14 protein-coding genes and 1 pseudogene are annotated in these 16,049 nt (G+C 53.7%); 3 read left to right on the forward strand and 12 right to left on the reverse strand.

Features of this window, described 5'->3' with window-relative positions; genetic code table 11:
* Positions 1-12: 12 nt before the first annotated feature.
* The 5 genes from EOS97_RS13135 to mdtM all read right to left on the reverse strand — a co-directional run bounded on the left by EOS97_RS13135 (position 13) and on the right by mdtM (position 6,005).
* On the reverse strand, positions 13-474 hold the full coding sequence (locus EOS97_RS13135) for a YjiG family protein (RefSeq protein WP_000211979.1): 462 nt from the start codon (positions 472-474) through the stop codon (positions 13-15).
* Positions 471-1,142, reverse strand: coding sequence for a nucleoside recognition domain-containing protein (locus EOS97_RS13140; RefSeq protein WP_000068752.1), 672 nt, complete (start codon positions 1,140-1,142; stop codon positions 471-473). Before EOS97_RS13140 ends, EOS97_RS13135 begins: the two co-directional genes overlap by 4 nt.
* An 870-nt stretch (positions 1,143-2,012) precedes the next feature.
* Positions 2,013-3,197: an MFS transporter gene (locus tag EOS97_RS13150; protein WP_000233253.1), complete on the reverse strand. Its 1,185-nt coding sequence runs from the start codon at positions 3,195-3,197 to the stop codon at positions 2,013-2,015.
* Positions 3,198-3,405: 208 nt separating this feature from the next.
* Positions 3,406-4,677: a DUF445 domain-containing protein gene (locus EOS97_RS13155; RefSeq protein WP_001033041.1), complete on the reverse strand. Its 1,272-nt coding sequence runs from the start codon at positions 4,675-4,677 to the stop codon at positions 3,406-3,408.
* An 86-nt stretch (positions 4,678-4,763) separates the two neighbouring features.
* A complete protein-coding gene (mdtM, locus tag EOS97_RS13160) occupies positions 4,764-6,005 on the reverse strand; it encodes a multidrug efflux MFS transporter MdtM (protein ID WP_001188918.1) in 1,242 nt (413 codons plus the stop codon).
* A gap of 478 nt (positions 6,006-6,483) precedes the next feature.
* On the opposite strand from mdtM, the gene EOS97_RS13165 reads away from it, so the two are divergent.
* Both EOS97_RS13165 and EOS97_RS13170 read left to right on the forward strand, forming a co-directional pair.
* A complete protein-coding gene (locus EOS97_RS13165; RefSeq protein ID WP_000749993.1) occupies positions 6,484-7,437 on the forward strand; it encodes an Rpn family recombination-promoting nuclease/putative transposase in 954 nt (317 codons plus the stop codon).
* 180 nt (positions 7,438-7,617) lie between these two features.
* Positions 7,618-8,988 carry an NAD-dependent succinate-semialdehyde dehydrogenase gene (locus tag EOS97_RS13170; RefSeq protein ID WP_000331414.1) on the forward strand — a complete coding sequence of 457 codons (1,371 nt, stop codon included), beginning with the start codon at positions 7,618-7,620 and terminating at the stop codon, positions 8,986-8,988.
* A 95-nt stretch (positions 8,989-9,083) separates the two neighbouring features.
* Here the strand turns inward: EOS97_RS13170 and EOS97_RS13175 are convergent, their stop codons facing one another.
* Entirely contained in the window at positions 9,084-9,227 is a 144-nt protein-coding gene (locus EOS97_RS13175; protein WP_127836158.1) for a hypothetical protein, read from the reverse strand.
* Here EOS97_RS13175 and yjiS point away from each other — a divergent pair.
* Positions 9,194-9,358: a DUF1127 domain-containing protein YjiS gene (yjiS, locus tag EOS97_RS13180; RefSeq protein WP_127836159.1), complete on the forward strand. Its 165-nt coding sequence runs from the start codon at positions 9,194-9,196 to the stop codon at positions 9,356-9,358. The two genes, EOS97_RS13175 and yjiS, sit on opposite strands and share 34 nt — an antisense overlap.
* A gap of 76 nt (positions 9,359-9,434) precedes the next feature.
* On the opposite strand, the gene EOS97_RS13185 is transcribed toward yjiS, so the two are convergent.
* The 6 genes and pseudogenes from EOS97_RS13185 to btsT all read right to left on the reverse strand — a co-directional run bounded on the left by EOS97_RS13185 (position 9,435) and on the right by btsT (position 15,723).
* Positions 9,435-10,355, reverse strand: coding sequence for a DUF5655 domain-containing protein (locus tag EOS97_RS13185; protein WP_001280248.1), 921 nt, complete (start codon positions 10,353-10,355; stop codon positions 9,435-9,437).
* Between the two features lie 410 nt (positions 10,356-10,765).
* On the reverse strand, positions 10,766-11,407 hold the full coding sequence (locus EOS97_RS13190; protein ID WP_000438687.1) for a LysE family translocator: 642 nt from the start codon (positions 11,405-11,407) through the stop codon (positions 10,766-10,768).
* A gap of 47 nt (positions 11,408-11,454) precedes the next feature.
* Positions 11,455-12,270, reverse strand: a pseudogene (locus EOS97_RS13195) (helix-turn-helix domain-containing protein).
* Positions 12,271-12,307: 37 nt separating this feature from the next.
* On the reverse strand, positions 12,308-13,264 hold the full coding sequence (yjiA, locus tag EOS97_RS13200; RefSeq protein WP_000187848.1) for a GTPase: 957 nt from the start codon (positions 13,262-13,264) through the stop codon (positions 12,308-12,310).
* Positions 13,265-13,274: 10 nt separating this feature from the next.
* Positions 13,275-13,478 (reverse strand): YbdD/YjiX family protein, encoded by a 204-nt coding sequence (locus EOS97_RS13205; RefSeq protein ID WP_000460616.1) that lies wholly within the window; start codon positions 13,476-13,478, stop codon positions 13,275-13,277.
* A 94-nt stretch (positions 13,479-13,572) separates the two neighbouring features.
* Complete coding sequence (btsT, locus tag EOS97_RS13210; RefSeq protein WP_000379928.1) at positions 13,573-15,723, reverse strand: pyruvate/proton symporter BtsT; 2,151 nt, start codon at positions 15,721-15,723, stop codon at positions 13,573-13,575.
* Positions 15,724-16,049: the final 326 nt, after the last annotated feature.

A 16,049-nucleotide genomic window follows, 5' to 3' on the forward strand; every position in this document is an offset into this window, starting at 1 on the left:
GATAACTCCTTATTAAACAATAAGCTGCATGACCCAGATCGACAGCAGCGCATTGATGGCGCAGACTGCGATAATATGCGGGTAATATTTGGCGTTGACTTCGGCAGTACCGAGACAGCGGCCGACATTCTGTACCGGGTTTCCCATCAGGTAAATGGCTGGCAGTAGCACGGTAACATCGTGGCCGCTTAGCGCGCCGGCGGTAGCCAGACTGGCCGCCACGCCAACGGCGCCGCCCATACTCATCAGCGAAGCCAGAAGCACCGTAGCCGCTTCGCCAGGAAGCCCCCACAACGCCATCACGGGCTGGCAGATATGGCCTACCCAGTCGAGCAGACCGGTAATTTTCAGCGCCTGAATAATGACAAATGCCATGACCACATTGGGTAACAGGTTGGTCGTGGCGATGGTAAAACCGCGGCGTGCGCCATCGATAAACATATCCATGACATTCTTACGTACCTGAGTCGTCATGATTGGGCTCCTTGCGCAGGGTGACGGCGTTCTTCGATGTTAATCCAGACGCGCAAAAGGTTTGCGCCGATAAATTTGAATAGCAGAATGACCACCAGCGGAATGATGACTGACGTTCCCAGAAAGGCGAATACTGCAACGCCGGAGGAGAAATAGTTGGTGATAATAGCGCTGCCGCTGGTCTGCCAGGCGGCAAAAATCACTTTATCGCGTTCGGTGATTTCGCCTTCCTGCGCCAGTTCTTTGGTCATACCCGCCGCGGCGTCGGTATTTTGCAGGTTGGCGATCAGCGCCAGTGAGCAAATGCCAGGAATGCCAAGCAATGGTTTCAGGATGGGCGTCATCAATTGCTGCGCCGCCCGCAGACCGCCCAGTCCATCCGTAATCGCGATGATACCCAGAGAAAGGATAACCGACGGTGCCAGCTCCAGCGCAAAAAGGAAGCCATCTTTCGCGCCCGTTCCGCCCGCGCCGCGAAAGGTCTGCGTACCGGTCACATGTCCGAATGACCCGTTGAGTACGGTAAAATCAAAAACGCGCCACCAGCCTTCGCTTCCGGAAAATACGCCGGAAAAGAAAATAATGGTGAGAAAAAACGCCAGGTATCCCTTTATCCCGACCTTTTCTGTATCAAGCGGCATGGCCGCCCCGTCCACTTGTTGCGCCATAGCGATCCCCGAATTTTTTTGATGATGTGTTGGTTGTAGCCACAGGCCAAAAAGCCCGAAACAGAAAGACCTTATCAGCCATAAGGGTAAGGACAAAATGCAAGTATGTATCGTGCTATGCGTTTCTTGCATAGCAGCGCGAAAAATCACCATCCTCGCTACTGCCGGAGGCGCGGGGAACCGTGGACGGTATAACGCGCGGTAAAAAAGCAAAGAAACAGGTGTTGACGCAGGCCAGAGCCGGGAGCAGGAAAAAGGGGAAATAAATTTGACGTTAGTCAATTTCACGCCACTTAATTATCGTTGTTAAAAAATAGGGTTTTTTAACCTAAATTTTACTTTTTTACTGTAATTTTTCACGCCTTAAGAGGAATTGTCACGGTCAGGTCAGTAGCCGCTGATGGGTCAGCTTGCGCCCTAAGAATCCTACGGGCAGGTAATAAAAAACGAATAATCGAATTAATTTCATGATGTGATTTATTTATAATTGTGATGATTTGAGAGGGAGCGATAATCATCATAATGGAATATATAGCCAAAATAATTCGAGTTGCGTAAAGGCGGCAAGGGAGTGAGTCCCCAGGAGCATAATAACGATGTGACTGGGGTGAGCAACGGCCCGTCAGGGCGAGGCCCATAGATGGGCCGGGTAATCCGTAGCCAACACATAAGCCACTTGAAGTATGAAGGGTATATAAAATAATAGGCAGTTTGATAACACTAAAAACCATAGAATAAGTATAGTTTTTAGTGGCATCTTTACCCTGAAATAACGTGTTGAGGATGTGCTATTAAAAACAGCTCCGCATTGCGCCGCGAATAGCGTTAAAGATACAACCCGGTGCGGATAGCGCGGGTTTACTCTACCGCTTATTCACGTATCACAAACCGTTTTTGTTTTATCTGCTGCGCGGCGCTGATCAGCGCGGCAAAAAAGAGCGCCGCGGCGCCGCAAAGCGTGGCGTTGATAATTGCCGACGCGCCATTGCCTGACAGACTGGCGGCGAGCGGACCGAGAATTTGCCCAATACCATACGTTAGCGTCACCAGGCCTAATAAATTAATATTGCCCGGCGCGCTGAGCTGTCGGGCAAGCGGCATCACCAGTGAGGTTGTGCCCATAAACGTGGCGCCAAAACCAATACTGCTCAGTATTAACAGCAACAATGAGTCGCTGGCGAGAGACAGCAGCACGCAGGCGCTCTGGATCAACAGGTTCGCGGTCAGGCATGGCAGGACGCCCCAATGTTTTGCCGCCCACAGCCAGCCGAAGCAGCCGGGAATGATCGCCAGGCCGACCAACGACCAAAGGTGCGCCGTGAGTAGCGGAGAGCCCGCGCTTTTCGCCATCAGCGGCAAATAGGTAGCGACAATGATGTAGCCGAATCCGGCGAAACCGTACAACAGCGCCAGTTGCCACCAGGGCATAGGCTGATTTTCGATTCTTGCTAAGGGCGCAGGCGGCAGCGCATGAGCGCGGGGGGGAATCAATATTGCCACGATTAATAGCAATATACCGGCGAGCGCCCCGGCCCCCAGCCATAGCGAATGGGCCGAAAGCGCATAATGTAAACCGCCAATGACATATTCGTTGCCCAGTGCAATCCCGGCCCCGACGCCGGAAAAGAGCGCGGCGATCACAAACGGATGGCGGGTATGATGCAACACAATCATTGATCCAAAAATCATCATTCCCGCACTCGCGACGCCTGCCAGGAAGCGCACCAACATGACGACCGCGGGCTGAGTAAATATCGCCATAGACAGAATAAGAATACCGGTGGCGACCGCCGAAGCCAGCAGCATGGGGCGTAGACGAGAGGGGAGATGAAAAAGGCCAAAGGAAAACAGTAAGCTCCCCGCCAGGTACCCTGCATAATTGGCGCTGGCAATCCAGGAGAGCTGATTAAACATTAGCTGCTTTTCCGCCAGCATTACCGGCAGCATGGGCGTATACAGAAAGCGGCCAACTCCCATCCCCAGCGTCAATACCATCATACCGAAAAGCGCCGTAAAAATGGGATGGCGAGGTGAAGCGCTCTGAGCATGAACCATGGTTTTTCTCTTTGCTAAAGTAAGGCAGGAATGCCGAATTGTTGTTGTAAATGATAATAAAAAGTAAAATTAATGTTTCAAATTTGCAAGAAAAGAAAGTGAAGCGCAGGCGAATAACGGATTGAGAAGAGGGGCATCGGTGGGAAATGGCATTAAATTAATGCCTCCCATGTGCGGGGTTTGGCAGTTAATCTGAACGAGAACGGCGTTAAATACTGAGCAGTGCCGGTATTTGCGACAGTAAATATAACACCAGACCGATAGCGCCGCCGACCAGCGTGCCGTTCACGCGGATAAACTGCAAATCTTTACCGATATTAAGCTCAATCTGCTGCGACATATCGCGCGCATCCCAGCCTTTTACGGTATCGCTGATGTGGCGCGTCAGGAAGGCGGCGAATTCCGGCGCGACACGGTGCGCGGCCTGTTCCAGATGACCGTTAAGCGAGGCGCGTAATGCGTCGTCGGCGATCAGCGTCTCGCCAAACCATTGTCCGGCATGAGCGATGCGCTGCTTCACCTTCGAGTCTTCGGCGTTGATATCTGTTTTTAACCACTGGCGTAGATCCGCCCAGATCTCGCCGAGATAACGGTTAAACGCCTCATCTTCCTTCAGGTAACTTTTAATGTTTTCTGCCCGGGCAGCCATTTCCGGATCATGTTTAAGTTTATCGATCAGCCTATACGTCGCGCGATCGAAGGCATGACGAATCTGATGCGCGCGGTCGTGACTGATATCATCCAGCAGAGAATTCACCGCGTCGGAGACCAGTTCAGCGCTGTGTTCTCCCAGCCATTCGGTCGGCAGAATCTTCGCTTTTAACGGATGCTCGGTCTCCAGCCAGCGTATGATCTGTCTGGCGATAAATGTTCGGGAGCTGTCACGCTGTAACAGGGTGATAAGCTGGGCGATCAGCGTATCGAGTAACACCTGGTGACGATCGTTTTTGGTCATGCTTTCCAGCATCAGGGCGCTGGTGCCGGAAAGATCCACTTTATCAATCGCCTTATGTACCGCTCGCTTGAGCAGCCGCTGAATACGGGCGTCATCGGTTAGTTCCAGAAAGCCGCTCATAATTTGCAGCAGATGCTGCCCGACCCGGCTGGCGTTGTCCGGCTGGCTGAACCAGTTCCCGATAAGCAGCGCGGGTTCATGGCGGCGGATTAGCGCGATCAGCGACTGCGTATCAAGGAACTTCTCCTGCACAAATTGCCCAAGATTTTCGCCGATTCGGTCTTTGTTACGGGGAATAATCGCCGTATGTCGTGAAATAAACGGAATGGGAATGCGGCGAAATAGCGCCACCACGGCAAACCAGTCCGCCAGCGCGCCAACCATCGCCGCTTCGGCAATAGCTTTTACGCCCAGCACCCAAAAACTGGGCGGCAGGAAAAGCGTGGTCACAAACGTCGCGGCGGCTATCAGCAACAGTGAGAGCGCCAGGCGTTTGGCGCGTTTGAGTTCGGCGATTTTATTCATAGGGTTAAGGATAGAGCCAGACGGCAGGAACGTGCAAAAAACATCAGATGATCCTGTGCCGGATAAGCCTCTATCCGGCAGAGTGTTTACTTCTCAGCGGCCAGTTCTGCCGCCTCATGCTGGCGCACGCGCTGTAATAATGTCGCCAGGGTGAAGACCACAATCACCCCGGCCACCGCTGCCAGCAGGTGAAACGGCAGTCTCCCGCCGTGAAACCACAGCCAGCGGCCAACTTCGACCGACACCGCCATTACCGTCAGAATCACCATGTTCAGCGAGGCTGAAACCGTCCCTTTTGGCAAGTTGTTGGAGAAAAGCGTGAAGCGAAATAGCGTCGGGAAAATCATTCCAATGCCGAACGCGTACAGGCTGGTGCCCAGCACAGACCAAAGCCAGACGTGCGGCAGAAGAAGATTACCGAGGAGTAATGTCGCCAGCCCGCTTAACTGGATTGGTACGGCGCGCCAGATAAAACGCGGTCGGGTCGGATCTTTCACCAGGCGCACAACGATCATATTGGCCACGATCACCGCACCGAATACGGGCACCTGCGCCCAGGCGAATTGCGAAGTACTCATCCCGCCGGCATCGATCAGGATCACCGGCGACACCGCCACCCAGCTCATCATCGGGATGTAGCTCAACGACAGCGTCGCCGCCCCGGTGAGAAAAATCGGGTTGCGAAACACATTACGAAAATCGCGCAGTACGCTCACCGCGCTGAACGGCACCGCGCCGCGTTGCACCGTTTCTGGCATCGCCAGCAGCAGGCCGCACAACGCCAACAGTCCCATCACCGCAATAATACCGAACAGCACCTTCCAGTGAACGAAGTGCATCAGCGCGGCGCCGGAGAGCGGGCCGATAACCGGAGCGACCAGCACAATGGAGGTAATAATCGCCATCAGCTTAATGGCTTTGGTTTGACCGAAAGCCTCCTGTACCGTGACGTAGCCGACCGTTGCGATAAAGCAAATGCTGGTGCCCTGCACAAAACGGGCAACCAGAAACTGCGTCATTGAGGTCGTCAACAGCGTTGCCGCGCAGGCGAGAGTAAAAATTAATGCCCCTGCAATCAGCACTGGCCGGCGGCCAATCCTGTCGGATAGCGGCCCCAGAAGCCATTGCAACGCCATTCCGCCCGCCAGATAGAGACTGACCGAGGCCGGCGCAAGACTGACGTCAGCATTAAAATCGCGCACGACGTTAATGATGCCAGGCTGAATCAGATCCGTCGTCAGATAGGCGGCAAAATCGTACAAAATCAGCGCCATCGGGAAAAATAACGTTGTGGCGCGTTGGGAGAAAAACTGAATAATCCGTTGCATAAAAAATGCGCTCCATGTCGGAGAACCCCATGATGGGATAGCGAAACTCAATACCGTCATCGTGACGTCAGGCAGGCGATGGAAACAGCGGCTGCGGATGTACTGAATTTCATGTAATCAAAAACGCTGCCGGTGAAAACACAGACAGGAAGAGACGCGTTCTGAATCTCGTCAGAACGTGTGGCGATTACAGATAACAATCAGCACATCACACCTCGGGAAATTTACGTTGCACGGAAAATATACACATTAAGTGTAATTAAATTTTGATGTTAATCAAAAGAGTTTGTCTGGTTAATAAAGATAAAGGCAGGGCGCGCAGACTGGCATTTTGCGTGTTCAGTTCCGAAAATGCATGTGCATTACAGATAACAGGATTTATCTTTCGTCGCGCCTCGCAATGCTGAAAAGGTACGGATGAGAAAGGAATTTTCAGGAGGTAGAGTCGCAGCATCCTGGTTTGGGGTGACGGAGCGCCATGAAAAAATCGACGACCTCAACACCGCATGATGCGGTGTTTAAAACCTTTTTGCGCCACCCGGAAACCGCCCGCGATTTTATGGAGATTCATCTGCCGGTGTCGTTACGCCAGCTTTGCGACCTGCGGACGCTAAAGCTGGAGCCCGGCAGTTTTATTGAAAAAAATCTGCGAGCCTATTATTCCGATGTGCTTTGGTCGCTGAAAACGCGCGAGGGCGACGGTTATATCTATGTCGTGATTGAACATCAGAGCACGCCGGATGCGCATATGGCGTTTCGGCTGATGCGGTATGCGATGGCGGCAATGCAACAGCATCTGGATGCGGGGCATAAGCATCTTCCGCTGGTGGTGCCGATGCTGTTTTATCACGGTGTTGATAGCCCGTATCCTTTTTCGCTGTGCTGGCTGGATGAGTTTGCGAACCCGGAAGTGGCAAGAAGACTCTATGCCGCTGCCTTTCCGCTGGTCGATATTACGGTGGTATCGGATGATGACATTATGCAGCACCGCCGCATTGCGCTGCTGGAGCTCATCCAAAAACATATCCGCCAGCGCGACCTGCTGGGACTGGTTGAACGGATTGCTTCGCTGTTAGTTACTGGTTGCGCTAATGACAGGCAGCTTAAAGCGCTGTTTAATTATCTTATGATTCAGCACGGACATACGCCTCGTTTCACCACGTTTATTCGTGATGTGGTAGGGCATGTCCCGCACACTAAGGAGAGACTGATGACGCTGATAGAGAGGATCCGCGCAGCGGATCGCAGAAAAGGGGAACGGCAAGGAAGACAGCTCGGTCTGGAGGAAGGATTAGAAAAAGGGCTGGAAAAAGGTCAGCATGTTGCCGCATTGCGTATCGCCAGACAGATGCTGGCGGACGGACTTGACCGCGAGACTGTCCAGCGGTTCACCGGCCTTACGGCTGAAGAGCTTCAGGATGTTAGCCACTAACGCGGTTCCAGTCTGAATGTTGCAGGCCCGGTGCCCACCGGGCAACGCTCTCTATAATTATCGCTGATAACCGCACGAATATACCGAACTTTACCGATAGCGCCAGCCATCTCTACTACCCTTATTGTTCTGAGCGGCATTTCCGGCTGCCTTAATGACGATAACAAGGAGACATGTGATATGGCTTACCAGACAGTGAATCCTGCCAATAATCAGCTCATTAAAGAGTATCCCCCGCACACGGACGCGGATATTGAAGCCGCGCTGCAAAAAGCTGACGCGCTCTATCACTCCGACTGGTCCAAAGGAGAGATTGACCAACGTTTGCCGGTACTGCATAAGCTGGCTGACTTGATCGACAGCCGTGTTGAAGAACTGGCAAAAATCGCCAGCCAGGAGATGGGCAAGCTCATCGAGCAAAGCCGTGGCGAAGTCAAACTATGCGCGCAGATCGCTCGCTATTATGCGGATAACGCGAAGCAGTTTCTTGCCCCGGTGCCTTATAAAACCGAGTTTGGCGACGCGTGGGTAGAACATCATCCGATTGGCGTCATCATGGCCGTTGAGCCGTGGAACTTCCCGTACTATCAGTTGATGCGTGTGCTGGCGCCGAACCTGGCCGCAGGTAACCCGGTGCTGGCGAAACATGCCAGCATCGTACCGCACTGCGCCGAGACGTTTGCCCATCTGGTGCGTGAAGCCGGCGCGCCGGACGGCGCATGGACCAACCTGTTTATTTCCTCCGATCAGGTGTCGAATATCATCGCCGACCCGCGCGTGCAGGGCGCGGCGCTGACCGGATCTGAAAAAGCGGGGAGCGCCGTGGCGGCACAGGCGGCGAAGCACATTAAAAAATCGACGCTGGAACTGGGCGGGAACGATGTGTTCGTCGTGCTGGACGATGCCGATCTTGAGAAAGCGGTGAAAATTGGCGTGCAGGCACGGCTCACTAATGCGGGGCAGGTATGTACGGCGGCGAAGCGCTTTATCCTGCATGAGAAAATCGCCGATCAATTCCTCAGCCAGTTCACCGAGGCGTTCAGGAAGGTGAAGGTGGGGGATCAGATGGACGCTTCTACCGAACTGGGGCCGCTGTCGTCGAAAGATGCGCTGGAAACATTGACCAGACAGGTCGAGGAAGCGGTGAAAAATGGCGCGACGCTGCACGTTGGCGGCAAGCCGCTGGAAAGCAAAGGCAACTTCTTTGAGCCGACCATTCTGACCCACATTACGCGTGACAACCCGGCGTACTTTGAAGAGTTCTTCGGCCCGGTGGCGCAGATGTATGTGGTGAAAGACGATGACGAGGCGGTAAAACTCGCCAACGATTCCCACTACGGCCTGGGCGGCGCGGTGTTTAGTCAGGATATTGAGCGTGCTAAACGCATGGCCTCCCGGATTGAAACCGGGATGGTTTATATCAACTGGCTGACCGACACCGCAGCGGAGCTGCCGTTCGGCGGCGTTAAGCGTTCGGGCTTCGGACGCGAGCTATCGGATCTGGGGATTAAGGAGTTTGTGAACCAGAAGCTGGTAGTGGTGCGCCGCTAATCCCTGTTGCCTCTCTGAAAACGGGAGGGGCCTGGCTTTTTTGCAGCGAAGGACGCGGATCTTAAATCAGAACGAAATAAGCGAACAAAACACCTTCAATCGCCCTCCTTATTTATCCACGTTGCACTAACCGTGCTTTTTATCCCGGTATTGTTTGTACAGACATTCATGATGCCCGCATTTTCTGTTCTATGCGGAGGCCGGTATGGAATTTTACGAGAACCGCCCCAGCCAACCATTCATTGGCTTTGTGCAGCTCAGACGGGCGCTAAAAAGGTGGTGGCTGCGTAAGCGGGCCTGTCAGGCGCTGCGACGAATGAGTGACGAGCAGTTAAGGGATATTGGGTTGGAAAGGAAGGATGTGGAATAACAGATAAGAGTCAGTAAAACTGGAAAGGCTGGATAATCTTATCTTAACCTCTCCAGTAGGCGGATATCCTGGAACGCTAATTTTCCTGCCAGGCTTTCTCGATCAGCAGTTTAGCTTTATCCAGATCGTGTTCGTTACGCACAATCAATTCGACGTCGCCGGTTCCCCAGTGGCCAACGTTTGTGACGTCCCGGCTAAATCCTTCTTCAAGCTGGATATGCTGTGGATTGATTTTCAGCCACAGGCGTAGGTGTGGGTCGGTCACGGGATAAACGGCTACGCACAGAAAGTTGCGAATGAGGCGGAAGGCGTCATAGAGCTTAAGCTCTTTAAACTGAACCTCATCACTGAGTGACAGCACATAACTTTTTAGCTGTTCATATAATGAAAGCAGCGCGGGAGAGGCCGAAGAGAGCTGTTCGCGCTGCGTGCGGGTATGGCGTTTACCGCTGCTGACGGAACCGTTCGCGATGATGTACTGAGGGCTATTTTCGACCACGGCGTTAACCAGTTCCAGCATTAACAGGTCGTCGGCAAAAAGTTTGTAGCGAATCAGGTTGATATTGCGGTTGATTTGCTGAACGGCATGTTCGTCGTATTTATTAAAATCGGCGGCAATACAGATTAACCGTGTGCCGGACCAGTCAATGGCTTTGGCCGCGGTTTTACTTATTTTTTCCATCACCAGCAACTGAAATTCCGCTTTATGATCGAGCAGCCAGTCGAGATAAAACAGCCCCTGGTTAATGACGTTTTCATTGCTGTGGCGCTTATATTCAATAATCACCGGGCAGTTATTTTCGTCGAGGCCGAGGGAATCAATTCGCCCACGATGGGTTTTACCCGTGCGGTATTCGGTCTCGAGAAAGCGGACGCCAAGGAACGTTTCCATATGGGATTCGATCAGCATTTGCAGATCTTTTTCAATGGCTGCGGCTTTGCCCGGCAGTTCTTGTACTTTCCCGCCACCGAGGCGGAAAAGCTGGATATCGCTCATGGATCCCTCCTGAATTTTCTGCGCACTATCATACGTTATGTGAAAAGAGATAAAAGCGGAAATCGGGCTTTTGGAGGTGAGATATGTTATAAGCCCGACAGCAGGTGGTTACCGGGCAGCGGGCCGTAGGTCGGATAAGCGTTAGCGCCATCCGACGCTGTTACAGCAGTTTGCGCATCTTACAGAAGGAAAGTCCAGCTGAAAACCAATGAAAATAAGCCGCTGGATGAGAGGTGATATTATATTTGGTGATGAGAATAAAGCGGCTATTTAGTCGCTTTATTGGTTTCTGGGGGCAGGTTAATTTATGGCGGCATCGGCATTATAAGAAGGAAAGGGTTCGAATGATGCAGACCCTATTTATCTGCCCGGGCAACGTTGACCACCGTATAAAGCTGCCCCTCATCGATTTAACTTGTAATGAACTGCCATACAATCCAGCAGCCAAAGGCGATCAGAATACCGCCGGCGGCGCGTTCAATTTTCCAGACAAGATTACCCAGACGACGTTGAATTTGCGGCAGGGCGATAAGCGTTATCAGCAGCAGATCCCAGAGTAACACTACGCTGGTCATCCAGATTCCACATATGGCCTGTTGTGTAACGGTCACGTTTGGGCCCAGCAGGGCGGTCATTAGCGCCAGATAAAACAGAGCATTTTTCGGATTCAACAGCGATGAACCTAGCCCCAGTAATAGTTGTTTTGCCAGTGACGGACATGCCGATGCGGCGTACCGCCACTCCAGCGGCCCGGCGCGGCTTTTCAACAGTTGACGGCCCACCCATAGCAGGTAGGCGGCACCCAATAGTTCGATGATGGTAAAGAGCAGCGGCGTCTGACGTAGTAGCCCTGACCCAATCACCACCAGCAGAATATAGAGCCCATTTCCCGCCGCAATGCCGAGGCACAGCCCGACGCTGCCGCGCAGCCGATAGCGTACGGCGTAACCGACCAGCAAAAAGAAGTCCGGACCCGGGCTGAGCAGCGCCATAAAATGCGCCAGCGCCAGTGCGGGAAACGCCGGGGGAAATAACGTTGTAACCTGTTCCATAGTAACCTCAGTGATGATACTGAGGTCAGCCTATACCTGCGGATGCGCTATTTATTGTCGGATATTGATCTGTTCTGCGCGTACTGACGCGGCGTTGCCGCCGTGTAGCTGACGAAGGTTTTGTGGAAATGACTTTGATCGGCGAAACCGGTCTGATAGGCAACATCGGCAATATCGTCCCCGGCGCGCAATCGGTGCCGGGCATATTCAATGCGGGCCATATTGGTAAAGCTGACAGGAGTCAGGCCTGTATCCTGCTTAAAAGTGCGAATCAGAGTCTCCTTACGGAGCGCAAACTCCTGCGCCAGTGTGTCCAGCGTCGGCGGTTCCTGAAGGTTGCTGACTAAGCGGGCAACCAACTGGCGGCTGATGGCGCATGGCGGTTCGGCGTCGGCACTTTGTAGCGGCAGGGCGCGCAACAGGTGGATAATAAGCGCCGGAAGTCCGGCGGTTTGCTGCTGAGTAATAGACGTCACAATTTGCTGATAAAGCTGGAAAAGCTGCGGGTCCTACAACTGTGGCTGCGTGGTATGCAGGCGGCTATCCGCCGGCAAATGGGGAAGCTGCGTCAGGCACCAGTCCGCATCGAGATACAGCATATGATAGCTGCGTGGTCGCTCGTGGAGCGGGTTACAACTGTGTGGAGATTGCGGGGGGATCAGGATCAGCTCGCCGGGGCGTAACAGATACTCTTGCCCGTTACTGATGCAGCGGGTTTCTCCGGCGATGATTGCGCCCAGCGACAGTTGCGGGTGGCTGTGGCGCTTATAGGCCTGACGGCTTTCACTGGTGGTACGTAGCTCCAGCCACGGCAGTTGTGGCAGACGCCAGAAGCGTTGGTGTATATCTCGGATAAGGGGCATACAATCTCCTGTGCGGTCCCGGCTTTTCTGCGCCCGTTTACTTCCTTAACCCCGCAAACGCCGCTCTGATCTCGTCTTCCGGCAACTGGATCCCGATAAATACCAGCGTGCTGTGCGGCGTTTCGTCGCCCCACGGTCTGTCCCAGTCGGCGCTGTAGAGACGCTGCACGCCCTGGAACAGCAGGCGGTTGGGTTCGCCGTCGATCCACAGCATCCCTTTGTAACGCAGCAGTTTATCCGCTGATTCCAGCAGCAGGTTTTCCATCACCCGCGAAACCTCGCTGATATCCACCGGGTAATCCAGTTCCACCACAATTGACGACACATCGTTCTGTTTATCGGCAATAAAGTGGAAACGCGGTTGGCTTGCCAGCACGTTCTCTTCCAGCATAAAGCCGCTGGTATTAAACAACTGACTCAGGTCAATATCGCCGTGTACCACGGTGTAAACCGGGGCGCGGGCGTTGATACGCGCCAGCCGCTCGCGCAGTTTCTCGCTGTCGCCTGCCACGTCGGTTTTGGTCAGCAGGATACGGTCGGCGTAGCCTATCTGCGACTGGGCGATGGTGAACTGGTTCATCTGCTCGTTAGCGTGCACCGCGTCGACCAGCGCAATCACGCCGTCTAACAGGTAGCGTTCGCATAATACGTCATGGGAGAAAAAGGTCTGAATAATCGGGCCGGGGTCGGCCATGCCGGTGCATTCAATCACCAGGCGGTCGAAAGCAATATCGCCGCGGTCGCGGCTGTCGAGCAGGTCTAATAGCGTATCTTCCAGCTCGTTGGAGCGGGTACAGCAGATGCAGCCGTTAGTCAGGGTTTTGATCTGTGTGGCGCGATCGCCAATCAGTTGATCGTCAACGGAGACTTCGCCAAATTCGTTTTCGATAACGGCGATTTTAAAACCATGTTGTTCGTTGAGGATATGGCGTAGTAGGGTGGTTTTGCCGGCACCAAGAAAACCGGTAAGTAGGGTAACTGCAATCGGGGTCATAGTCTCTCCATTAACAACAGCGCATACCGCCTTTGCCATCGCCGCCGTAACGTGCTTGCTGACGTTCGCGGAAGAACTCTTCATAGGTCATGTACGGCTTGTCGGGATGGTTGGTTTTCATGTGCTCGACATAGTTGTCGTAGTCCGGAATACCAATCAACATTTTTGCCGCCTGGCCGAGATATTTTTTTGCCTGACCTAAAGTATCAAACATTCTGCCGTCCTGTTAATGAATAAAGCCGGATGGCGGCTTGCGCCTTATCCGGCCTACACTAGCCGGGATCGCTGTACGCTACCCGGCATCAGTTTTAGTGGTGTGAAGAGATCTTCACGCCGCCTTCCGGCACGGGCACATACGGGGTTTCTTTGTCGGTACGTTTATCGCTGTTGCGTACCTTCATCCAGGTGGTGAAACCGTAGAAGATAATACTGTACACCACCACCAGGAACAGAATACTCAAACCAGCGTTAGTGTAGTTGTTCACCACGATATGGTTCATATTGGCAATCTGCTGCGCGGTCAGGTTGGTGCCGTTGGCAATCTTCTCTTTATACAGGTTTGCCATGTAGAAGAAACCTTCCATCTGTGGGTTGGCGCTGAACAGTTTCAGGCCCAGTGCCCAGGTGGTGCAGATCAGCAGCCATACCGCCGGGATTACCGTCACCCAGATGTACTTGGTGCGCTGCATTTTGATCAGTACCACGGTGCTCAACACCAGCGCCACGGCGGCCAGCATCTGGTTAGAGATACCGAACAGCGGCCACAGGCTCTTCACGCCGCCCAGCGGGTCGACCACGCCCTGATACAGCAGATAGCCCCACAAACCGACGCAGCCTGCGGTACCGATGATACCCGCGACCAGAGAATCGGTTTTTTTCAGGAACGGGACGAAGTTACCCAGCAAATCCTGCAACATAAAGCGGCCGGAACGGGTACCCGCATCTAGCGCGGTCAGGATAAACAGCGCTTCGAACAGAATACCGAAGTGATACCAGAAGCCCATATCCGCCATCGGCAGGACTTTGTGGAACACGTGCGCGATACCTACTGCCAGCGTTGGCGCGCCGCCTGCGCGGTTCAATACTGACGGTTCACCGATATCTTTCGCAGTTTGCAGGATTTGTTCCGGGGAAATCACAAAGCCCCAGGAGCTGACGGTCGCCGCTGCATGTGCGGTAACGTCTTTCAACTGCGCCATAATCAGCGGCGCGTTCTCGCCGCCCATCTCGTGCAGGTTTGGCATGGTAATGCCCAGACCTGCCGGCGGGGTGTTCATCGCGAAGTAGAGACCCGGTTCAATGATCGAGGCCGCCACCAGCGCCATCACCGCAACAAAGGACTCCATCAGCATCGCGCCGTAGCCGATAAAACGCGCATCGGTCTCACAGGCCAGCAGTTTCGGCGTGGTACCGGAAGAGATGAGCGCGTGGAAGCCAGAGACGGCGCCACAGGCGATGGTGATGAACAGGAACGGGAACAGAGCGCCTTTCCACAGCGGGCCGGTACCGTCGACATATTGCGTCAATGCCGGCATTTTCAGTTCCGGGTTGAGGATCACAATCCCCAGCGCCAGACCGACGATCACGCCGATTTTCAGGAAGGTAGCGAGATAGTCGCGCGGGGCAAGGATCAGCCATACCGGCAGCAGCGCGGAAACAAAGGCGTAGCCGATCAGCGCGAAGGTAATGGTAGTGTCTTTAAAGGTCAGCGCCGGACCCCAGTAAGGGTCGTGGGCAATCACGCCGCCGAAGTAAATAGACGCCACCAGCAGCACGATACCAATAACGGAGACTTCGCCTACGCGTCCCGGACGCAGGAAGCGCATATAGATGCCCATAAACAGCGCAATCGGCACCGTTGAGCAGACAGTGAAGACGCCCCACGGGCTTTCGGCCAGCGCTTTAACCACAATTAATGCCAGCACCGCGAGGATGATGATCATAATTAAGAAGCAGCCGAACAGCGCGATGGTGCCTGGAACGGTACCCATCTCTTCTTTGATCATCTCGCCAAGAGAGGCGCCGTTACGGCGGGAAGAGATGAACAGCACCATAAAGTCCTGCACTGCGCCCGCGAGCACCACGCCCGCCAGTAACCACAGTGTCCCCGGCAGATAACCCATCTGCGCGGCCAATACCGGCCCAACCAGCGGACCTGCGCCGGCGATGGCGGCGAAGTGGTGACCAAACAGCACGTAGCGGTTAGTCGGCACGTAGTTCAGGCCGTCGTTATTGATAACCGCCGGCGTCGCGCGCGTTGGGTCGAGTTTCATGACCTTCTGGGCGATGTACAGGCTGTAGTAGCGGTAAGCCACCAGATAGACGGAAACGGAAGCGACCACGATCCACAGGGCGCTCACGTGTTCACCCCGACGTAGGGCAACGACCGAGAGGCAGAAAGCACCGATGATTCCGAGAATCACCCAGGGTATGTGCTTGAATATCTTTTTCGTATCCATAGTAAAACCTGGTTGTAAGTTTAATTATCAGCCGAAGCTGGGTGGACATTGAGTTCGTGTTTGAGGAGGTAGATTGACTGCTATGCTGAGAGGATCTTGCCAGATCATCGCGCGCGTAAAGTTAGGTAAATCAGTGAGTGGTTGTATGGCGGTTTAAGCGGTCGGACGTACCGGTAAGCGGTTTCGCGGAGGAGGGCGTGGGCTATTTTATGTGATTGAGATCACGATATAAAATGGGACGATCCTTGTTGCGCGGGGCGTCATAACGACTTAACTGAGCTAATCGTGATATTAATGGCGCGCATCCCATAAAGTTTTCCCTTTCC

This window comes from Salmonella sp. SSDFZ54, from assembly GCF_004010735.1.
In the GTDB taxonomy this organism is placed as follows: Bacteria; Pseudomonadota; Gammaproteobacteria; order Enterobacterales; family Enterobacteriaceae; genus Salmonella; species Salmonella enterica.